Annotated in this window: 21 protein-coding genes; 10 read left to right on the top strand and 11 right to left on the bottom strand. The window is 65.6% G+C overall.

The features are described from left to right. Window positions 1-177 precede the first annotated feature (177 nt). Window positions 178-2,487: a transferrin receptor-like dimerization domain-containing protein gene (locus tag MJ606_RS10880; protein WP_243049532.1), complete on the top strand. Its 2,310-nt coding sequence runs from the start codon at window positions 178-180 to the stop codon at window positions 2,485-2,487. Between the two features lie 97 nt (window positions 2,488-2,584). Here MJ606_RS10880 and MJ606_RS10875 read toward each other — a convergent pair whose 3' ends face one another. Continuing rightward, complete coding sequence (locus tag MJ606_RS10875) at window positions 2,585-2,872, bottom strand: GIY-YIG nuclease family protein (RefSeq protein ID WP_243049531.1); 288 nt, start codon at window positions 2,870-2,872, stop codon at window positions 2,585-2,587. Window positions 2,873-2,915: 43 nt separating this feature from the next. After that, window positions 2,916-3,152, bottom strand: coding sequence for a hypothetical protein (locus MJ606_RS10870; protein WP_243049530.1), 237 nt, complete (start codon window positions 3,150-3,152; stop codon window positions 2,916-2,918). Window positions 3,153-3,356: 204 nt separating this feature from the next. Here MJ606_RS10870 and MJ606_RS10865 point away from each other — a divergent pair, with 204 nt between their 5' ends. Next, a complete protein-coding gene (locus MJ606_RS10865; RefSeq protein WP_243049529.1) occupies window positions 3,357-4,718 on the top strand; it encodes a DUF2252 family protein in 1,362 nt (453 codons plus the stop codon). Between the two features lie 118 nt (window positions 4,719-4,836). Here the strand turns inward: MJ606_RS10865 and MJ606_RS10860 are convergent, their stop codons facing one another. Then, window positions 4,837-5,304 (bottom strand): hypothetical protein, encoded by a 468-nt coding sequence (locus MJ606_RS10860; RefSeq protein ID WP_243049528.1) that lies wholly within the window; start codon window positions 5,302-5,304, stop codon window positions 4,837-4,839. Window positions 5,305-5,449: 145 nt separating this feature from the next. On the opposite strand from MJ606_RS10860, the gene MJ606_RS10855 reads away from it, so the two are divergent. Further along, the gene (locus MJ606_RS10855) at window positions 5,450-6,112 is read left to right on the top strand and encodes a 2'-5' RNA ligase family protein (protein WP_243049527.1); all 663 of its coding nucleotides are present in this window, start codon (window positions 5,450-5,452) and stop codon (window positions 6,110-6,112) included. A gap of 70 nt (window positions 6,113-6,182) precedes the next feature. Here the strand turns inward: MJ606_RS10855 and MJ606_RS10850 are convergent, their stop codons facing one another. Together MJ606_RS10850 and MJ606_RS10845 are read right to left on the bottom strand one after the other, a co-directional pair. Further along, window positions 6,183-6,728 (bottom strand): Spy/CpxP family protein refolding chaperone, encoded by a 546-nt coding sequence (locus MJ606_RS10850; protein ID WP_243049526.1) that lies wholly within the window; start codon window positions 6,726-6,728, stop codon window positions 6,183-6,185. 57 nt (window positions 6,729-6,785) lie between these two features. Further along, complete coding sequence (locus MJ606_RS10845) at window positions 6,786-7,112, bottom strand: hypothetical protein (RefSeq protein WP_243049525.1); 327 nt, start codon at window positions 7,110-7,112, stop codon at window positions 6,786-6,788. Window positions 7,113-7,391: 279 nt separating this feature from the next. Between MJ606_RS10845 and MJ606_RS10840 the strand changes: the two genes are divergently transcribed. From MJ606_RS10840 to MJ606_RS10825, 4 genes are all read left to right on the top strand, one after another. Beyond that, window positions 7,392-8,003 carry a 2'-5' RNA ligase family protein gene (locus tag MJ606_RS10840; protein ID WP_243049524.1) on the top strand — a complete coding sequence of 204 codons (612 nt, stop codon included), beginning with the start codon at window positions 7,392-7,394 and terminating at the stop codon, window positions 8,001-8,003. Window positions 8,004-8,100: 97 nt separating this feature from the next. Then, window positions 8,101-9,498 carry a M20/M25/M40 family metallo-hydrolase gene (locus MJ606_RS10835; RefSeq protein WP_243049523.1) on the top strand — a complete coding sequence of 466 codons (1,398 nt, stop codon included), beginning with the start codon at window positions 8,101-8,103 and terminating at the stop codon, window positions 9,496-9,498. A 151-nt stretch (window positions 9,499-9,649) separates the two neighbouring features. Then, complete coding sequence (locus MJ606_RS10830) at window positions 9,650-10,423, top strand: methyltransferase (protein WP_243049522.1); 774 nt, start codon at window positions 9,650-9,652, stop codon at window positions 10,421-10,423. After that, window positions 10,377-10,640 carry an oxidoreductase-like domain-containing protein gene (locus MJ606_RS10825; RefSeq protein ID WP_343214813.1) on the top strand — a complete coding sequence of 88 codons (264 nt, stop codon included), beginning with the start codon at window positions 10,377-10,379 and terminating at the stop codon, window positions 10,638-10,640. The genes MJ606_RS10830 and MJ606_RS10825 overlap by 47 nt, the downstream gene beginning before the upstream one ends. 9 nt (window positions 10,641-10,649) lie before the next feature. Here MJ606_RS10825 and MJ606_RS10820 read toward each other — a convergent pair whose 3' ends face one another. After that, a complete protein-coding gene (locus tag MJ606_RS10820; protein WP_243049520.1) occupies window positions 10,650-11,732 on the bottom strand; it encodes a linear amide C-N hydrolase in 1,083 nt (360 codons plus the stop codon). Window positions 11,733-11,882: 150 nt separating this feature from the next. On the opposite strand from MJ606_RS10820, the gene MJ606_RS10815 reads away from it, so the two are divergent. The 3 genes from MJ606_RS10815 to MJ606_RS10805 all read left to right on the top strand — a co-directional run bounded on the left by MJ606_RS10815 (window position 11,883) and on the right by MJ606_RS10805 (window position 15,059). After that, window positions 11,883-12,695, top strand: a complete 813-nt coding sequence (locus MJ606_RS10815) for a creatininase family protein (protein ID WP_243049519.1) — start codon at window positions 11,883-11,885, stop codon at window positions 12,693-12,695. A 47-nt stretch (window positions 12,696-12,742) separates the two neighbouring features. Then, window positions 12,743-13,918 (top strand): YncE family protein, encoded by a 1,176-nt coding sequence (locus MJ606_RS10810; RefSeq protein WP_243049518.1) that lies wholly within the window; start codon window positions 12,743-12,745, stop codon window positions 13,916-13,918. 142 nt (window positions 13,919-14,060) lie between these two features. Then, window positions 14,061-15,059 carry an LLM class flavin-dependent oxidoreductase gene (locus tag MJ606_RS10805; protein WP_243049517.1) on the top strand — a complete coding sequence of 333 codons (999 nt, stop codon included), beginning with the start codon at window positions 14,061-14,063 and terminating at the stop codon, window positions 15,057-15,059. A gap of 4 nt (window positions 15,060-15,063) precedes the next feature. Here the strand turns inward: MJ606_RS10805 and MJ606_RS10800 are convergent, their stop codons facing one another. The 5 genes from MJ606_RS10800 to MJ606_RS10780 all read right to left on the bottom strand — a co-directional run bounded on the left by MJ606_RS10800 (window position 15,064) and on the right by MJ606_RS10780 (window position 20,180). Then, window positions 15,064-16,092, bottom strand: a complete 1,029-nt coding sequence (locus MJ606_RS10800) for an HDOD domain-containing protein (protein WP_243049516.1) — start codon at window positions 16,090-16,092, stop codon at window positions 15,064-15,066. A gap of 100 nt (window positions 16,093-16,192) precedes the next feature. Further along, a complete protein-coding gene (locus MJ606_RS10795) occupies window positions 16,193-17,455 on the bottom strand; it encodes a TIGR03862 family flavoprotein (protein WP_243049515.1) in 1,263 nt (420 codons plus the stop codon). Window positions 17,456-17,465: 10 nt separating this feature from the next. Then, entirely contained in the window at window positions 17,466-18,020 is a 555-nt protein-coding gene (locus MJ606_RS10790) for a YaeQ family protein (RefSeq protein WP_243049514.1), read from the bottom strand. A 61-nt stretch (window positions 18,021-18,081) separates the two neighbouring features. After that, a complete protein-coding gene (locus MJ606_RS10785; RefSeq protein WP_243049513.1) occupies window positions 18,082-18,840 on the bottom strand; it encodes a slipin family protein in 759 nt (252 codons plus the stop codon). Window positions 18,841-18,866: 26 nt separating this feature from the next. Then, entirely contained in the window at window positions 18,867-20,180 is a 1,314-nt protein-coding gene (locus tag MJ606_RS10780) for a nodulation protein NfeD (protein ID WP_243049512.1), read from the bottom strand. Window positions 20,181-20,558 lie beyond the last annotated feature (378 nt).

The raw sequence follows: 20,558 nt of genomic DNA, 5'->3' as shown, positions 1-20,558 counted from the left end.
CTTTGTCCTAGGTGCCGGCAGCCCAGCCCTTGCTATAACTGTCGCGTCAGGGATTGCTGCTCTGGATCGTCATGCCGGCGAACACCGGGCTGACGGGAGAGAGGGGGCTTCGATCGTTCATTGGGGCAGGTTCGCCCGCGTCACTACCTGCATGACCAGCCTAGGGAGAGGAAACGCATGACCCGATTGAAGATCCGGCCGCTGCTGGCGGCTTGCCTGCTGGCGACGATGGGCACCGCCACGTCGGCTGCCGATAACCGTCAAGGCAACGATGCCATGCTTGGTTTCACCAGCGCTGGCGCCGCCGCGCAGCAGAGCCTGGAGCAGCGTTTCGATGCGCTGCTGGACCCTGCCGACCAGCGTGAATGGCTCAAGCAGATGTCGTCCGGGCCCAACCAGGTCGGTGCGCCGCACGACAAGGCCAATGCCGAATTCATGCTGGCCAAGTTCCGCGAGTGGGGCTGGGATGCCCATATCGAAACCTTCAGCGTGCTCTATCCCACGCCGAAGAAAGTGGTGCTGGAGCTGCAGGGGCCGCACCCCTATACCGCGAAACTCAACGAGCCGGCGGTGGCGGGCGATGCCACCTCCAGCATCCAGGACGGCGTGTTGCCGCCCTACAACGTCTACGGCGGCGATGGCGACGTGACCGCGCCGCTGGTCTACGCCAACTACGGCATGCCGGACGACTACAAGGAGCTGGCCCGTCGCGGCATCGACGTGCGCGGCAAGATCGTCATCACCCGCTACGGCGGTGGCTGGCGTGGCCTCAAGCCCAAGCTGGCGCAGGAGCATGGTGCGGTAGGTTGCCTGATCTACTCGGACCCGCATGACGATGGCTATGCGGAGGGCGACACCTATCCGCAGGGCGGCTGGCGCCCGGCCGATGGCGTGCAGCGCGGTTCGGTGGCCGACATGCAGCAATACCCCGGCGATCCGCTCACGCCCGGCGTGGGTTCGACGCCCGAGGCCAAGCGGCTGGCGTTGAAGGATGCGAAGACGCTGCTGAAGATTCCGGTGATACCGATCTCCTATGCCGATGCCACGCCGCTGCTGCAATCGCTCACCGGGCCGGTGGCGCCGTCCCGCTGGCGCGGCTCGCTGCCGCTGACCTATCACGTAGGACCCAGCACGGCGCCGGTGCACCTGACGGTGCTGTCCGATTGGGGGCAGAAGCCGGTGTACGACGTGATCGCCGTGCTCAAGGGCTCCACCGAGCCGGACCAGTGGGTCATCCGCGGCAATCACCACGATGGCTGGGTGTTTGGCGCGTGGGATCCGCTATCGGGCAATGTCGCGTTGCTGGCCGAGGCCAAGGCCATCGGCACGCTGTACAGGCAGGGCTGGCGCCCGCAGCGCACGCTGGTCTATGCCAGCTGGGACGGTGAGGAGCCGGGCCTGCTCGGTTCCACCGAATGGGCGGAGACGCATGGCAAGGAGCTGCAGCAGAAGGCCGTGCTGTATCTCAACTCCGACACCAACGGCCGCGGCTTCCTCAGCGCCGGTGGCAGCCATTCGCTGCAGCACCTGGTGAACCAGGTGGCCGACGGCGTCACCGATCCCGAGACCACCGTGAGCGTGCGCGAACGCATGCGCGCCCGCCTGCTGGTCGACGGCAGCAGCAAGGACGCCAAGCCCGCCATCAAGGAAGAAGCCACGTTGGCGGCACAGGGCGGCGACGTGCCGATCGGCGCGCTGGGCTCGGGCTCGGACTTCAGTGCCTTCCTCGAGCACCTGGGCATTGCCTCGCTGGACCTCGGCTTCAGCGGCGAGGACGACAACGGCGGCATCTATCACTCGGCCTATGACTCGTTTGATCACTACGCGCGCTTTGGCGACCCCACCTTCGCCTACGGCGTGGCGTTGTCCAAGGTCGCCGGGCACATCGTGCTGCGCACGGCGGATGCCAGCGTGGTGCCGCTGCGCTTCGGCGATTTCAGCGACACGCTGGATCGCTACGTGGATCAGCTGCACAAGCTGCTCGATACCACCCGCAAGGACACCGAGCAGCAGCACAAGCTGCTCGACCAGCGGGCTTTCGCGCTGGTGTCGGACCCCACGCGTCCGGTGGCGCCGCCCGCGCGTGATTCCGACGTGCCGGACATCCAGCTGGCGCCGCTGGATCAGGCGGCCAAACAACTCAAGCAGAGTGCGCAGGCTTATGAAGCCGCTTATGACGAGCGCGCTGCGGCGGGCTTTGATCTGTCGGCCGGGCAATTGCGCGAGTTGAATGCCTTGATGGGCCAAATGGAGCAGGCGCTGTCCGACCGCTCGGGCCTGCCTGGGCGCCCATGGTTCCAGCACATGATCTACGCACCGGGCATGTTGACCGGCTATGAAGTGAAGACCGTGCCCGGCGTGCGCGAAGCGCTGGAGGCGCGTCGCTGGGACGAGGCCAACCAATATGCGGTGGCTACCGCCAAGGTGCTCGACCGCTACCGTGCGCAGCTGGATCATTTGACGGCGTTGCTGAAGAAGGCGTCTTAGTTCCCTGTGACCATATAACCCTGTTCTGTCAGGTCCTTTCCGTCATTCCGGCCTTCGCCGGGATGACGGGAGGGGCGTTGCGGTGCTTCCAGTGGACTCAATCAGCGCCTTCGCTCAAATAGCCAGGCTTGCGATGCCGGGGCAATTGCTTGATCTCCCACTCGGCACGTGACGCCGCAGCCCTGTCCGCATAGGGCCGCGCACCGATCAGCCGCAGCGGCGGGTGCGATCGCGTGTAGCGGGCGCCACGGCCGGCGACATGGGCCGCGTAGCGTGCATCGAGGTCGTTGGTGATGCCGGCATAGAACGAGCCGTCGCGGCACTCGATCAGATACAGCCACCACGAGCCGCTGCGCGCTTGCACGGCGTCATCGCCAGTGCTCATGGATCGGCTCGCGAATCAGGCATCGCCTGGCGGTGGCTTGTGCTCAAGACGCGGGCCTGTGCCGAGGCGTTTGCGGAAAGATCACCTTCAACATGGCCATGGTATCCACGCCGGCCGCGCTGCAAATGCGTTGCGCGCCAAGCAGTTCGTGCCTGTCGGGTTGTCCCTGCAGCGCCTCGCTGCAGGTGTCGTGGGTGCGATTCATCAGCCAGATGACGTGTGCGGAATAGGCGCAGTAGGCGACCAGGAGGCAGATCGCGATTCGACGTAGCGGTTCCATGGCGGCCCTGGTGTTTCGCGCGGCGGGTGGCGATGGCCAATGATGCCGCGATCGATATCGCAATGTCTTGCGGTCGAGACGGGCGTGGCCGGCTTGGAGTGCGCCATCGAGTCACCTCGCTGTCACGCAGGGTTGCTTGAATCTCCCCCTTCACCAAGACGGGCGCGGCTTTGCTGCGCCTTTTCATTATTCCGGGGGCTAGTCATGAAGAAAGCGTGGATGGTCTTGTCCGTCGCCAGTTTGCTGTGCGCATCCGTCGCGCATGCCGCCACCTCGCGAACCAGTTGGGTGGTTTCGCAGATCTACAACTATAACCATCCCTTTGCGGCTACCGACAGCGCCGACCTGGCCACCAAGATGTCGACCATGGCGGCCGATGCCTTCGACTTCTATCGCGGTACCGATCATATTTTCTACCAGGACATGCTGACCCTGCCGGCGTCGAGTTATGCGACCACGCAGACCGGCTACACCTGGATCGGTGGCGACGCGCATATCGGCAACTTCGGCGCGTGGCAGGACAGCAGCGGCAACAACGTGTTTTCGGTGGATGATTTCGACGAGGGCTATCTTGGCCAGTACGTATGGGACCTGCGTCGCCTGGCCACCAGCATGGTGCTGGCCGGTCGCGCCAACGGCATCGCGGACAGCGACATTACGACCGCCATCGACACCATGGTGGGCGCGTATGTCAGCGAAATGAACAATTTCACGGGCGGCAACGCCGAGCTGAGCTTCCAGCTCAAGAATGGCAACACGTCCGGCGCGGTGCAGAACACCATCGGCGATTCCAAGAGCGATAGCCGCGCCAGTCTGCTCGGCAAGTACACGCAGGTGACCGGCGGCGTGCGCAGCTTCCAGAACATCGCCAATACGCTGGTGGCGGTGGACAGCACCACCTACAGCAACATCGCCGCCGCGATGAACAGCTACATCAGCTCCATCGCGTCGTCCAAGCAGTACGCCGCCAGTTACTACCAGGTGAAGGACATCCATCAGAAGCTCGGATCGGGTGTCGGCAGCCTGGGCAAGCTGCGCTATTACGTACTCATCGAAGGCCCGTCCACATCGACCTCCGACGATGTAATCCTGGAACTGAAGCAGGAAACCGCCAGCGCCTTGGCCGAGGTGGACAATGGCCAGCTGCCCGCGGCGGATTACAACAACAACGAAGGCAATCGCGTGGCCATGACGGCCAAGGCGCAGACACTCAACGCCGACGTGCTGATCGGTTATGCCACCATCAACGGCCAGGCCTATTTCTTCCACGAGAAATCGCCGTTCGAGGAAGATTTCGACTACACCAAGCTGACCAGCGCCGGCAAGCTCAATACCGCCGCGACGTATCTTGGACAGGCGCTCGCATCGGCTCATGCGATTTCCGATCAGGACTACAACAGCGCCATCGTGCCTTACAGCATCGACAAGCAGGTGAGCAATGCCGTCACCAGCACCAGCGGGCTCGAATCGGAGATTTCGACTTTTGCGTTCAACTATGCCGCCCAGGTGAATCTGGATTGGCAGTCTTTCGTCAGCGCCTATAACGCGGGCACGCCGTTGTACTAGGGGCGCTGGGTAGGAAGTTTCGACCGAGCGTCAATGCCGTTGAAGGCAAGCACGTGGTCGCGCCGCGAGAATGTCCGCCTCTGCGAGAGGCGGACATCGCGCCAACCGCACATGGCACTCACGATGCCGGCGTCGACGCCGAGGCTTTGCTGGCCAGCAGCGCCACGATCCAGCCGAACAGCAGCATGGCGGCAAGGTTGGCGATCAGGTTGAAGACGGTGAAGTGGGGCTTGGCGTGCAGGGCCGATAGCGGCACCACCACGTAGTTCATCACCACGAAGATCACCGCGCCGTAGATGACGCCCCATACGGGCCATTGCCTGGCTAGCGCGGCGCGGCGGCGCGTCGCCAGCACGAAGATGGCGGCGATGATGATCGACATCGCCCATTGCAGCAGCAGGCCAAGCCCGGCGACGGATAGATCGCCGGCCAGCGCCGATTTGCCGAGCACGCCCCCCGCGATGTACTTGAGGATCACGACAGGGTGGTAGCCGCTGATCAGCGAGGCGGCCCCGATGTCGACGGTGCCGGCGATGAATCCGCCCCAGAGCGCGGCGGCGAGGGCAGGGTGGCGCTTGCGTGGCATGACGGTCTCCGAAGGTGTTCGGGGTTCTTGCAACACGGTTGAGCTTCCAGCCCCGCTCACTCTAGTGAGCTGCCGGTGGCATGGCGATATGACTTCCCGCAGGGGAATGCCCGCGCTGGCGAAGCTTGCGGCTACCATTGTGGGCATGCTTTTTTCCGATCCACTCGCAAGTCCCGCCGAAACGCTGGTGGCCGAGCTGCGCGACTACCCCGAGTGGCATCGCGGCCGCGAGCGCTATGGCGTGTGGATCGCCCCGGTCGAGCAACCGGCCCTGCTGGCGTATATCGACGAGGCGCGGCGCCGGCTCGGCGACCTGCTGCATCCCAGCCCGCAACGACAGCCCCACTTGACCGTGTTCGTCTGCGGTTTTCATCAGCCCTGCGCGGTTCATGACGATGACTTTCCGCCGGATCGGCTGCAACGCCAGATCATCCGGCTGGAATCCGCTATCGGCACGCCGTGCACGTTGCCGCTGGCGGCGCCTGACAGCTTCGCCAGTGCGGCTTTCATTCCGGTGGGCGACCCCGAGGGTCGGCTTGCCCAGTGGCGAGTGTTGCTGGGGCATGCCAGTCGCGAAGTGCGGCAGGCGGCCTATGTGCCGCATCTCACCCTGGGGCTGTATCGGCGCAGGCTGGGCGCGGATGCGTTGCGGCAACGACTGGCTGCCATCGAGGCTCCCAGCGTGGCGTTGTCCATCGGCCAGCTGCATTACGTGACCTATGACGCGCGCAGCCAGTTTGGCCCGCTGCATGTTCAACACCGTTCGGTGTTGGCGGCGCCCGGCAAGACGACGGCGCCAGCGCGCTAGCTCCCGGCGAAACGCACGGCACGAAGGTCGCCTTCGTACCGTGCATCACTTGACGCCATGGCAGACTTGCTCAGCCACCGGACGATGAGGCACTCGCAGGCGCGCCGCTCTTGCTGCCCTTGCCACTGCCTTTGCGCGGCCCGGGACCTTGCTTGCCGTTGGGATTGCGGTACAACGCATCGGCCAGCTGCTTCTGCTCGGGCGAAAGCACGGCGTACAAGTCATTGAAGGACGACGACAGCTTCTTCATGTTGTCCGCATGCAACTGCGTGAGATCGGCGTAGGACTTCATGGCGTCGGGCGCGCTCATGGTGGCGATGTTCTGTGCCCGGTCGTGGAAGGCCTGGTCCGCCTTCTGCGCGTTGTCGCGCATGGTCTGCGCGAACGCATCCCACTGCTTGGACTGCTGGTCGGTGATCTTCAGCTTGGCATGAAGTTCGGTGATGCGTCGTTCGACGGCATCGGCCCGCTTTTGCGCATGGTCCTTGGCGGTCGCGGGTGCGGAGGATGCGTTGGAGGTTCCGGTGGTGGGCGAGGTCTGCGCCCAGGCCGGTGCCGTGAGCAGCGCGACGGCAAGCACGGCCGGCGTGGCGATACTGCGAAAGGTAGGGGTCATCGTCAGATGCTCCGATTCAAGGGTTCGAATGGTTGAGCTGGGCGCCTGGCATCACGCTCAGTAGCCGTCGTCCTGGTAGTACACGACACCGGGAGGCGGCGGGGGCGGCGGTGAGGTGTAGACCACCGTCGGTGGCGGTTGTGGCGTGCTGGCGCCCACGATGGCAGCGCCGGCAGCCACGCCCAGCAGGGCACCGGCCACCACGGCGCCGGTGTCGTCGTGGCCGCGATAGTGACGGTCATAACCGTGGTAGCGGTCGTAACGCGGTGGCGGTTCATGGCGGTGGTATTGCGCCAGCGCCGGCAGCGGCATGGCCACCCAGGCGGCAGCGATGCAGGCGGCGACGATCTTGTGATGCAGATGGAAGTGCCTGTTGTGGTTCATCAACGTTCCCTCCGGCAGCGCGGCGGTGTGTCGCACGCAGGCAAGCGTAGGGCGATGTATGTGCACGGCAGCTCAACGGATTTCCATGCCCAGCCGGCGCCGTTGGTTTCCGTTTGCCTATGTCGGCACGGTGTGAGCACGGGAGGGGCAGCATCTTCTCCCGACGCAGCGGTAGCGGCGTGACAAGGTTGTTAATGGGGGCGCGAGCTTTTATTGCTTCCTTGGGAGAAACCAGGGCGATTGCGGTAGGCTGTGCCGGTTTCCCTGGTTGTTTTTGGCATGAGCCCCCGTCGATCCGCCCCCGCCGATATCCAGCCCGACTTGCTCGGCGGTGGATCGAACACGCCGACCGAAATCCATCGCCTGTTCTTTGCCCTGCTGCCGAACGAGGCGACAGGCCGCCGTGTCGAGCAGGCGGCGAACGAGGTGGTGGCGGCGCAACATCTGCGCGCGCGGATGATCCGGCCCTCGCTCTACCACGCCACGCTGCATTTCCTTGGCGACCATCCGATGCTGCGCCCGGATATCGTCCAGGCCGCCGTCGCTGCGGCAGGCAAGGTGCGCGCAGCAGCGTTCGAGCTGGTGCTCGACCATGCGGCGGGGTTTCATGGGCGCGAGCCGCCTTGCGTACTGCGCTGCACGCAGGTACCTCCTGCCTTGCAAGCGCTGTGGCAGGATTTGCAGCAGGCGTTGATACTGGCCGGGTTGGGCGCGCATCTCTCACGCAACTTCACGCCGCATGTCACGTTTGCCTACAGCCGTGGTGTGCTGCCGCAAGCGGTGCCGATCGATCCGATCAGCTGGCGGGTCGAGGGTTTTGCATTGCTGCACAGCGTGATCGGCGGCGGGGAATACCGCACTCTCGATGCCTGGCGTTTTGACCCCGTATAGCAGCGGGTATACCGCAAAAAATCGTGCGGCCCGGGCCGCACGAAGGGACGGGAACACGACATACTCACGGTTTCTTCCGATCCTGGTGAGAGGCTTCATGTTCAAACCCCTGCTTGCTTCATGGTTGGCCGTCTCGGTCGCGCTGCCTGCCATGGCGACCACGCTGGACCCCGACCAAGCCCAGGCGCGCGACATCTTCAGTCAGCTCATCGCGTTCAAGACCGAGATCGGGCAGGGGCAGGTGCCGGTGATGGCCAACTACCTGGCCGACCAGTTCCGCGCCGCGGGTTTTCCCGAGTCGGACATCCACATCATTCCCTATGGCGAGACTGCGGCCATGGTGGTGCGCTATCGCGGCGATGGCACGGGCGGCAAGCCGATTGCGCTGATGGCGCATATGGACGTGGTGACGGCCAAGCCGGAAGACTGGCAGCGCGACCCGTTCAAGCTGACCGAGGAGAACGGCTATTTCTTCGGGCGCGGCACCGAGGACATCAAGAGCGGCGTCACCGCGCTGGCGGCCAACTTCATCCGCCTGAAGAAAGAAGGCTTCGTGCCCACCCGCGACCTGATCATCGTCTACACCGGCGATGAGGAAACTTCGCAGGACACCATGGACGATCTGGTGAAGCATCACCGCGACCTGGTGGATGCCGAGTTCGCGCTCAATACGGACGCCGGTGGCGGCGAGTTGAGCGACACCGGCAAGCCGCTGGTGTACGGCCTGCAGACGGCCGAGAAAGCCTACGCCAGCTTCGAGCTGACCACGCATAACCCGGGCGGCCACAGTTCGCTGCCGCGTCCGGACAACGCCATCTATGAACTGGCCGATGCACTCAAGAAAGTGCAGGGCTACCGTTTCCCGGTGATGTGGAACGACACCACGCTGGCCTCATTCAAGGTCCTGGGCGCCACCACGCCGGGCACGCTGGGCGAAGCCATGCGCGCGTTTGCGCAGAACCCGCACGATGCGGCCGCTGCCGAGGTGCTGGCCGCGGAACCGTCGGAAGTGGGCAAGACCCGCACCACCTGCGTGGCCACGCTATTGCGCGGCGGGCATGCGGATAACGCGTTGCCGGAGTCGGCCACGGCCACCATCAACTGCCGCGTGTTCCCCGGCGTGGCCATCGATACCGTGCGCAACACGCTGCAGGACCTGGTGGGCCCGAAGGTCGAGGTGAGCCTCGTTGGCAAGGCGGTATCCAGTGATCCCTCGCCGCTGCGTCCGGATGTGCTGGCGGCCGTCACCCAGGCCGTGCACAGCATTCGCCCGGGCGTGCCGATTACTCCCGTGCAGGAGTCGGGCGCCACCGATGGCCTGTATTTCCGTGCCGCGGGTATTCCCACCTATGGCGTGGGCGGCCTGTTCATGCAGAACAGTGATGCGTTTGCGCACGGCCTCAACGAGCGCATTCCGGTGAAGTCGTTCTATGACGACCTGGCTTACTGGCACGCGCTGCTGATCGATCTGGCCGGCAAGCCGGCGTCGAAGTAACGCCCTTAAACTCCGCCCCCTGCGTGCAGGGGGAGGTTAGGAGGGGGGCGATCGAAAGTTTTTGAGCGAGTGGGCATACCGAAGGTCATGCTGCGAGTTACCCTGTAAAGGCGCATCATCGCGTCCCCACAGCTGACTGAAGGAGTTCGTCATGCGGCCGACCGTTCTTGCAGTGCTGGTATCCCTGGCTTTTCCCGTCACCGCCGCCCTGGCCGCCGCGCCAACCGCGACGGGCAGTAGCGTTCCCGCCTATGTCACCGCAGCGATCAACGACCCGGCCCGCAAGGATGATGCCCCCAACGACGATCGTCGCAAGATCGCCGACCTGATGGCTTTCGCCGAGGTGAAACCGGGTGAGGCAGTGGTGGACCTGATTCCCGGCAGCGGCTATTTCACCCGGGTGTTCAGCGCCATCGTTGGCCCTAAGGGCCGCGTGTACGCCGTGTGGCCGAATGAATATGGCAAGGAAGCCCAGTCCGACGTGCAGGCATCCAAGGCGCTGGTGGCCAATCCGCATTACGCCAACGTGGGCGTGCTGATGGTGCCGGCGGCGCAGTTCAAGACCCCGGAGAAGGTCGACCTGGTATTCACCTCGCAGAACTACCACGACTATCCGGACAAGTTCATGGGGAGCGTCGACCCGGTGTCGTTCGACAAGCAGGTCTTCGATTCGCTCAAGCCCGGTGGCCTGTTCGTGGTGGTGGATCACGTGGCGGAAGCCGGCTCCGGCATGCGCGACACCGATACGCTGCATCGCATCGACCCGGCCATCGTCAAGCAGCAGGTGGAGTCGGTCGGCTTTGTGTTCGACGGGGAAAGCGACGTGCTGCGCAACCCGGCCGATCCGCACAACATCAAGGTGTTCGACAAATCGATCCGTGGTCATACCGACCAGTTCATCTATCGTTTCCGCAAGCCCGGATGATCGTTTGACTGATTCACCACGAAACCACGCGACGGAGGGCGCAGCGGCGCCCTCCCATGATCCACCTCCCACGCGCCCCCAGCGTCCCGACGACGAGGATTGCTGCGGCCAGGGCTGCGTGCCCTGCATCTTCGACCTCTACGACGAAGCGATGGGGCGCTACCGCGAGCAGCTGGCCGCCTGGAAGGAGCGTCACCCGGGCGAGTCGCCCGACTAGCGCACCTGCCTATGGCGCCAGGGCCGGCATGAACTTGAACGACGGCGTGGCGACAAACTGCGCCGATGTCTCGCCCGAGTACACCTGCCCGTTGGCCAGGGTCAGCTTCATCACCGGCGCGCCCGGCTTCAGATCCAGCTTGTGCAGGTCGACCCAGAAAGTATCGGGGCGCGTGGCCGAGTCGAAGTAGTAGATGAGGTTTTTCTGGTCCGCCACGGTGCGCCAGATGGTGGATGAGAGATTGGGCTGGTCCGCCGTGCTGATGCCCAGCGGCACGCTCACCGCACGCTGCACGCTCATCACCTCGGCCACCGCCTGGTAGGCATACGACTGCCTGGGCACGCCGGCGATGTAGTTCGGGTCCAGTTGCTTGGGCACCGCGTCGAGCAGGAACGATGCACGGGCAAAGCGGTCGGCGGCGCGGTTGGTGCCGGGCAGGAAGGTGAGGCCGCCGATGCTCTCCCAATACTCGTACAAGGCCAGTTGCTTGGCGTAGATCGGCGAGTTGGTCATCACCTTGTACTGGCGGCTGTGATGGATCACCAGCTTGCCGTCGATGTATTCGAAGATGGCCGAATCGCCGCTGGCATCGGACAGCGACATGTGGATCGTGACCGGCTTGCCGTTGGGCAGCGGCGGGGCAAGGATCTGGAACGGTTCCGCGGCAAGCGCCTGCACCGCTTCGTCCACGCTGGCGAAGTTGTCCAGGATGTACTGTCCCCACAGGCTGATGGCCAGGTGCGGGCGTTGGCGGTCCGGCGCGCCGAAGTCGGTTTCGGCCAGGTACAGCGCGTTCATCACCAGGCCTTTCTCGTTCATGCCATCGGTGCTGCCGATGTCGTAGCCGGCGGCGATCACGCTGCCATAGCGCGAGGTCCAGTGGGGCGAATTCGGCCCCGCACTGCCGTCGCGCTTGATACCCGCAGGGAATACCCAGAGGTTGGTGCGCATGTCCTCGGACCAGTCCATGTTGCGGCCGGTGATCACGGTGTTGTCCGCGCCCACGTAGAGCGTGCGGGTACAGGCAAGGGCCGGGTGGGCAGCCATCGACGTGGCGAGGGCAACAGTGAAGGCCAGCAGCGAATGGCGCATGGGTTTGCCTTGAATGTGGGGGAGGGCATCGACTCGTGTGGCAACAGACTACGCTCAACATGAAGGCACCGTGTAGCGCCATGTCGTCGGGTTCTCGCCCCTGTCGGTGTGGCGTTTTACACTTGCGCCCCTGCTTTTCAGGATCGCCCCATGTCCCTCTTGTCACTGCGTACGCTTCTGTGCGGTTTGCTGCTACTCGCCACCCAGGCCTGCTTCGCCCAGGCGCCGCGCACGGTGTTGCTGGAAGACCTGACCTGGACGGAGATCCGCGACCAGGTACAGGCGGGCAAGACCACCATCATCATTCCCATCGGTGGCACCGAGCAGAGCGGGCCGGGCATCGCGGTGGGCAAGCACAATGCGCGGGCGGCATTGCTCTCGCGGAAGATCGCCGAGCGACTGGGCAACGCACTGGTCGCGCCGGTCGTCGCCTATGTGCCGGAGGGGGGCTATGCGCCGCCCAGCTCGCATATGCGCTTCCCGGGCACCATCACCATTCCCGACGCGGTGTTCGAGCAGATGCTGGCATCGGCCGCGCAGAGCTTCGCGGTGCACGGTTTCAGGAACATCGTTTTCCTGGGTGACCATGGCGGCTACCAGAAGGACCTCGACCGCGTCGCGGCGCAGTTGAACAAGGCCTGGGCCGGCAAGGCGCGGGCCATCGTGCCGCCGGAGTATTACGCTGCCTCGTCTGATGGCTATGCGCAACAGTTGCGTCAGCGCGGCTATCGCGATGACGAAATCGGCACGCATGCCGGACTGGCCGACACCTCGTTGCAGTTGGCCGTCGATCCGCAGATGGTGCGGCTCGATCGGTTGCAGCACGGGCCCAAGCTGGGGCCGGCCGATGGCGTCTATGGCGGCGATCCGCGCCGCGCCTCGGCCGAACTCGGTCAATTAGGCATCGATGCTATTGTGTTACAAACCGTCAATGCCCTGCGGAAAGATACGCAGGCGCGTTGATGCCCCCGCGGGGGCTCCTCCGACTTTCACTCCTATGTTGTCTGCCCATGGCCATCGCTAACTCCTCACGTTCCTCCCGTCTGTTCCGCCTGGCATCGTTCGCACTCACTGCGGCGTGCGTGGGCGGTCATGCCTTCGCGGCATCGTCCGTCACCACCGTTCCCGGCATGCCGCCGGTGGTCAATCCCGCCGACATGTACAGCGAGGCCGGTCTCAACCACCTGAGCCCCGCGGTGGCGAACGACCTGCAGCGCGTGTACGTGCCCAACCTGCGTTCGAATGATGTGTACGTGATCGATCCGGCCACCTACAAGGTGGTGGACAAGTTCAAGGTGGGCCGCAGCCCGCAGCACGTGGTGCCCTCGTGGGACCTGCGTACGCTGTGGGTGACCAACAACGCCGAACGCGGCACCGACGGCAGCCTCACGCCGATCGATCCGCGCACCGGCAAGCCCGGCGCGAACATTCCGGTCGATGACCCGTACAACATGTACTTCACGCCGGACGGCAAGGAAGCCATCGTGGTGGTCGAGGCGCATGCGCGCCTGGATTTCCGCGATGCGCACAGCATGGCCTTGCATTCGAGCCTGCAGGCGCCGGAATGCAAGGGCATCAACCATGCCGAGTTCGCCATCGATGGCACCTATGCCATCTTCACCTGCGAGTTCACCGGCAAGCTGACCAAGATCGACCTGGTCAAGCGCCAGGTGGTGGGTTACCTGGACCTGGCCAAGCACGGCATGCCGCAGGACATCCGCGCCTCTCCCGATGGCAAGACGTTCTATGTGGCCGACATGATGGCCGATGGCGTCTACCTGATCGATGGCAAGAGCTTCAAGCAGGTCGGTTTCATCAAGACCGGCGTGGGCACGCACGGCCTCTACCCGAGCCGTGACGGCACCAAGCTGTATGTCGCCAACCGTGGTTCCAACAAGATCCACGGCCCGCGCAAGGGCCAGGGCAGCGTGTCGGTGATCGACTTCGCCACCCAGAAGGTGGTGGCCAACTGGCCGGTGCCCGGCGGCGGCAGCCCGGACATGGGCAACGTCAGCGCGGACGGCAAGACGCTGTGGCTGTCGGGCCGCTTCGACGACGTGGTCTACGCCTTCGACACCACCACCGGCCAGGTCCATTTCGTCAATGTGGGCCAGGAGCCGCATGGCCTTACCGTTTGGCCGCAGCCGGGTCGTTACTCGCTGGGCCACACGGGCATCATGCGCTGAGCCGCTGAGCGCACGCTCCCGCTGACACCCGCAACGCCTGCCCTGGCCGGGCAGGCGTTTTTTTGTCCGCCGCGGGCGACAGGGGCGCTGGCATTTTCCGCCAGCGTCCCCACATCGGTGACTTCCCTGCAGAGGTCGCCCCATGATCCCCTTCTCCGTACTCGATCTGGCACCGGTCACCGAAGGCAGCAACGCCACCCAGGCGTTTGCCAATACGCTGAACCTGGCGCGGCGCGCCGAGAAGGCGGGTTACCAGCGCTACTGGCTGGCCGAGCACCACAACATGCCGGGCATCGCCAGCGCCGCCACGGCGGTGTTGATCGGTTATGTGGCGGGTGGCACCTCGACCATCCGGGTGGGCGCGGGCGGCATCATGCTGCCCAACCATGCGCCGCTGCAGGTGGCCGAGCAGTTCGGCACGCTGGCCTCGCTGTACCCGGGGCGTATTGATCTTGGCCTGGGGCGGGCGCCGGGGACCGACCATGCAACGGCCCGCGCACTGCGCCGCTACTTCGACAGTGCCGATACGTTCCCGCAGGACGTCGCCGAGCTGCTGGCGTTCTTCGAGCCGGCCACGGCCGACCAGCTGGTGCGTGCGGTGCCGGGTGCCGGCATCGAGGTGCCGGTGTGGCTGCTGGGCTCAAGCCTGTTCAGTGCCCGGCTGGCGGCGGTGATGGGCTTGCCGTTTGCGTTTGCCTCGCACTTCGCGCCCGATGCGATGGACGAGGCGCTGGCGCTGTATCGGCGGGATTTCCGTCCCTCGAAGCGGCTGGCCTCGCCCTACGCGATGCTGGGCATCAACGTGGTGGCGGCCGGCAGCGATGCCGAGGCACGGCGTCTGTTCACCACCCAGCAGCAGAGTTTCATCAACCTGCGACGTGGACGGCCGGGGCTGATTCCGCCGCCGATCGACGATATCGAAAGCTATTGGACGCCGACCGAGAAGTTCGGCGTGGAGCATGCGCTGGCCTGCGCGGTGATCGGCGATGCCGATACGGTGAAGCAGGGCATCGAGGCGTTCGTGGCCAGGCACCGCCCCGACGAATTGATGGTGACTGCCAACGTGTTCGATCACGAGGCGCGCTGCCGTTCGTTCGAGATCGTGGCGGAAGTGCGATCACGCATCGCCGCCGCGGCGTGACCGGTCAGGGCGTCGCGAAGTTTTTCTGCAGGTCCTGCCGGCACCGCGCGAGCAACTGCGGCGGGAACTGCGCGACTGGGTCGTCGGCGTAGCCGATGCCGGTATCGAGCATGCCCTGCTCGGCAAGCAACTGGCAGGTGGCCAGCCGCTGGGCGGCGTGCAGCACGCGGCTCATGGGCAGCGCCAGGGCATCCTGGCGGGGGCCGGCGTGTTCGACCAGCGCATCCAGCACGGCAGGCGGCAGGTCCCAGTGCTGCCCCGCCTGCACGGTGAGCTGGCGGGCGATGCCGGCGCAGTCGGCGACAAAGGCCGGTGAGCAGGCCGTCAGCGTGCCTTCCACGTCCCGATCGAGCAGGCGCGCCACCGCACCCAGCCCGCTGTAGCCCACCAGGCCCGCCAGATAGGCTTCGAACGGGTCGCATTGCCCCTTGCTGAGGAACACGGCCGCGTGCGCGCAGCGTTCGGCGTGATCCCACAGCCGCTGTCCTATCACCTGGCCGCCCGCGCCGGCGCTGGCCATCAGGATGGGTTTCATCACATAGGACGACACCACGTGGCGCAGGCCGATCTGGCCCAGCAGCACCACCGCATGTTGAAGGCTGCCCACCGGGTGCGCGGTGCGGTAAGTGACGCTGCCGGTGACGCGCATGACTTCGCCGACCAGTACCGGATCACGCCGGATCAGGTTGGCCAGCTGGGCCCCGTTGAGGTCGTCGCTTTTCATCGCGCGCATCAGCTGGGGCAGCACGCTGGGCATGCGCGGCAGGCTGCGCACGTCGAAGCGGCCGCTGTCGCACAGCTCCTTCAGGCGCTGCAGCGCGGACTGTTCGCGGGCCAGCCCGGCGCTGTCCGCTGTGCTGACGGACAGGTTGAGGATATGGCGGTGGAAGCATTCCTCGATCTCGTCACCCGATACGGTGCCCGGCGATGCTTCGACGACGTCCGGCATCTGGTGGTCGGCCGCAGGCTGGCGCGGCGCCGGTGCGGCAGGCGCGCGCTCACGTGCGAAGAATCGCCACCAAAAGCCCATCATCGTGCTGCTCCGCTCCCCATGATCCCGCTGCCGCTTCGCTTCCGTATCGGCATGTGACAGAAAAGATGTAGTGTGGATAAACGTTCTTGCGACGCGTCGCTCAGTCTTGCGGCGGGCCCTGCAAGTGCTTGATCCAGCTCGTCGCCGCCAGGCCGGCACGGCGGCCACTGGCGAAGCAAGCGGTGAGCAGGTAGCCGCCGGTGGGGGCTTCCCAGTCAAGCATCTCGCCCGCGCAGAACACGCCGGGCAGGGCGGTAAGCATCAGTCGATCGTCCAGCGCCTCCAGGCGCACGCCACCGGCGCTGCTGATGGCTTCCTCGATGGGCCGCGCCCGCGTGAGCCGTAGCGGCAGGCGTTTGATGGCGCGGACCAGGGTATCGGTGTCGTGGAACTGTTCGCGGGTCAGCACTTCGTGCAGCAAGGCGGCCTTTACGCCGGTGAGGCCAGTCTGTCGGCGCAGGTGATCGCTCATCGAGCGACTGCCGCGGGGCTTGGCCAGGTCGTGGCGCAGGCGTTCCAGCGCGCGGTCGGGGGCGAGATCCAGCGTCAGCGTGGTTTCGCCATGCGCGGCGATGGCGTCGCGCAGCGGGCCGGAGAAGGCGTAGATCAGGCTGCCCTCGATGCCGCCGGCGGTGATCACGCATTCGCCCTGGCGCGAATGTTCAATGCCGGCGGCATCGCGGAAATGGATCGCCACGGGTTTCAGCGGGGCGCCGGCGTGGCGGCTGGCGAGGTGCTCGCTCCAGCCGATGTCGAAGCCGCAATTGGAGGGAACCAGCGGCGCCACCGCCACGCCTCGCGCGGCCAGCCACGGCTGCCATGCGCCATCGGAACCCAGTTGCGGCCAACTGCCACCGCCCAGGGCCAGCACCACGGCATCGGCATGGATCGCCTGTTCGCCGTCGGGCGCGGCCATGCGCAGCGAACCGTCGTCGTTCCAGCCCAGCCAGCGGTGATGCACATGAAAGCGCACGCCGCTCTCGCGCAGGCGGTGTACCCAGCCGCGCAACAGCGGGGCGGCTTTCAGGTCGCTGGGAAAGACCCGCCCCGAGCTGCCGACGAAGGTTTCCACGCCCAGGCCGCGCGCCCAGGCGCGCAGGTCGTCGGCGTCGAAGTCATCCAGCCATGCGCCGACCTCGCGAGCACGGGCGCCGTAGCGCTGCACGAAAGCCGGCTTGGGCTCGCCATGGGTGAGGTTCATGCCACCCTTGCCGGCGATAAGGAATTTGCGCCCGACCGAGCCCTTGGCTTCGTAGAGATCCACCGCCAGGCCCGCCGCGCGCGCGACTTCGGCCGCCATCAGCCCGGCGGGGCCGCCGCCGACGATGACCACGCGGGTGGAGGGGGAGGGCACTGGCGACATGTCGGCCGGCTCAGTGAGGCAGCGTGGCCGTCATGCGGCGCTGCGGTTCCACCGATACGCTGGTGGTTTCGCTCATCACCTGTAACTGGCCGTCCTGGATCAGGCACTGCAGGCGCATGCCGCGTTCGGACATGGCGGCCAGCGTTTCCACCGTCTCGGCGGGGATGTCCAGCACGGTGAGGTTGCGGTTGCGATGCAGCGTGCCGGCGAGCTTGTCCCACCAGATGTCCGCGCTACGGCCGCTGTAGTTGATCACCACCACCTGCTGCGCGCGGCCGCAGGCCTTGCGGATGCGTGCCTCGTCCGGCTGGCCCAGCTCGATCCATTGTTCGATCTCGCCGGTATACGCCTTGCGCCACAGCGCCGGCTCGTCCTCGTCGCTGAGGCCCTTGCCGAATTCCAGGCGGTCATCGGCGTACAGGGCAAACGCCAGCAGGCGCACCATCAGGCGTTCGGCCGTTTCGGAGGGATGCCGCGCCACCGTCAGCGCATGGGTGGCGTAGTAGTGCCGGTCCATGTCGCTGACCTGCAGCTCGGCCTTGTAGATGGTGGCATTGAGGGCCATGGGGTACGCCTGGGTAAAGATAACTGCCCATTGTACGCGTCCGGCGCACCCCGCTGCGCTCCTACAGGGAGCGGGGAAGCCCTTCCAGCAACGGCTTGAGCAGATCCATCGGCAACGGGAACACGATGGTGGAGGCCTTGCCGCTGTTGGACATGTCCGACATGGTCTGCAGATAGCGCAGCTGCAGCGCCTGTGGCTGCTGGGAAAGCATGGCGGCGGCGTCGCGCAGTTTTTCCGCGGCCTGCAATTCGCCGTCGGCATGGATCACCTTGGCACGCCGTTCGCGCTCGGCCTCGGCCTGGCGCGCAATCGCGCGCACCATGGTCTCGTTGAGGTCCACGTCCTTGATCTCGACATTGCTTACCTTGATGCCCCACGGGTCGGTCGCTTCGTCGAGCACCTGTTGCAGGCTGCGATTGATCGAATCGCGCTGCGAGAGGATGTCGTCCAGCTCATGCTGGCCCAGTACCGAACGCAAGCGCGTCTGCGCGAGCTGGCTGGTGGCCTGGAAGAAATCCGCCACCTGCAGGATCGACTTGTCCGGCTCCACCACGCGGAAATACACCACGGCGTTGACGCGCACCGACACGTTGTCGCGCGAGATCACGTCCTGCGGCGGCACGTCCATCACCGTCACGCGCAGGTCCACCCGCATCATGCGTTGCACGATGGGCACCAGGATCACCAGGCCAGGTCCCTTGGTGCCGGTATAGCGGCCCAGCGTCAGCACCACGCCGCGCTGGTATTCGGGCAGCACCTTGATCGACAGGAACAGCAGCGCCGCCACCCACACCACGATCACACCGACGAAGCCGAGCATAAGCCTCTCCTCTTGCCATCGGGATTTCAGCTGGGCGTGACCCTTAGCAGCAGGCCGTCACGTCCCACGACTCTCACGCGTGCGCCGGCCGGCAGCGCCGATTCACAGCGTACTCGCCATTGCTCGCCGCTGATGCGCGCCCAGCTTTCGCCACCCGCACTTACCGCCTGCAACAGCTCGCCGGTGGCCAGCAGCATCTGCGTGTCGCCATTGAACGGCCGGGCCCGCCGCGACTTCATCACCAGCCGCATCAGCAACGCCAGCACCACCATGGCGGAGACCGCGATGCCGCCGATCACGCCCAGGTTCACCGCATAACCGGGTACGCCCGACTTGAACAGCAGGATCGAACCGAGCACGAATGCGATGATGCCGCCGAGGCCAATCGCTCCCACCGACGGCACCAAGGCTTCGGTGAGTATCAGTCCGATACCCAGCACCATCAGGGCCAGCCCGGCATAGTTGACCGGCAGCAATTGCAGCGCATACAGGCCGATCAGCAGGCAGATGGCACCGGCTACGCCGGGCAACAGCACGCCCGGATGGAAAGCTTCCAGCACCAGTCCATACATGCCGGCGAGCAGCAAGACGTAGGCGATGGTCGGGTTGGTGATGATGCCGAGAAAACGCGTGCGCCCGCTGGGCGCATAGTCGCGCACGGCCAGGCCCGCCAACTTCAGGGTGACATCGCTGCCCGCCACCTGCACATGGCGACCGTCGGCACGGGTGAGCAGCGAGTCGGTATCGTTGGCGATCAGGTCGATGACATGCTTCTGCAGTGCTTCATCCGCCGTCAGCGTGGCGGCGCCGCGCACCGCCTGTTCGGCCCACTCCGCATTGCGGCCGTTGAGCTGGGCCAGCGAGCGGATCGAGGCGATGGCATCGTTCAGCACCTTGGCCGCTTCCGCATCCTCGGCGGGTTTCGCGGCGGTGCCCGCCGCTGCCGGCGTGTTGCCAAGCGGCAAGGGATTCTCGCCACCCAACTGCACGGGCGTTGCCGCGCCCAGGTGCGTGGCCGGCGCCATGGCGGCGATCTGGCAGGCATAGAGAATGTAGGTGCCCGCGGATGCGGCACGCGCGCCGCTGGGAGCCACGAAGCCCAGCACCGGCTGTCTTGCCGCCAGGATGCTGGCGATGATCTGGCGCATCGAATCGGAGAGGCCGCCGGGCGTATCCAGTTGCAACACGATGGCGGTGGCGCCTTCGCGATGGGCGCGCTGCAGGGAGTCGTCGACGTACTCGGCGGCGGCGGGGCCGATGGGGCCGGTCAGCTCGATGCGCGCCACGAATCCATGAGGGCGCAAGGCACCGGCAGCGGTTGGTCCGGCCGCTGTGGACACGGTGGTCGCCATGACGAGCAGGGCGCCTGCCAACATCCTTAGCCATCGCGTCACGCTGCGCCTCCTCTCGGGTGGCGATATCACATTGCGCCAGGGGATGTTGTTTCGGTGTGAGATGGTCTCGGTTCGTTATTTCAGCGAAGGTGGGACAGGCGCGACGCGTGCTCGCTCTTAGTTCGTCGTCCCTGCGGAAGCAGGGACCCGGTGACTGTGTTCTTGATGGTGGCGTTATCGCCAGCGTGCTCGCCTGCGGCGGGCTTCCGAGCCGCTGCCGCGGCCCGGGTCACTTCTCTTTGCGTGGACAAAGAGAAGTGACCAAGAGAAAGGCCACCCCGATGGCGCGCCCCTCGGGTGCGCGGGCGGGTTACGGCGGTTTGG

Source organism: Dyella sp. RRB7, assembly GCF_022761115.1.
Classification (GTDB): Bacteria; Pseudomonadota; Gammaproteobacteria; order Xanthomonadales; family Rhodanobacteraceae; genus Dyella.
This window is presented reverse-complemented; position numbering and strand designations above follow the sequence as displayed.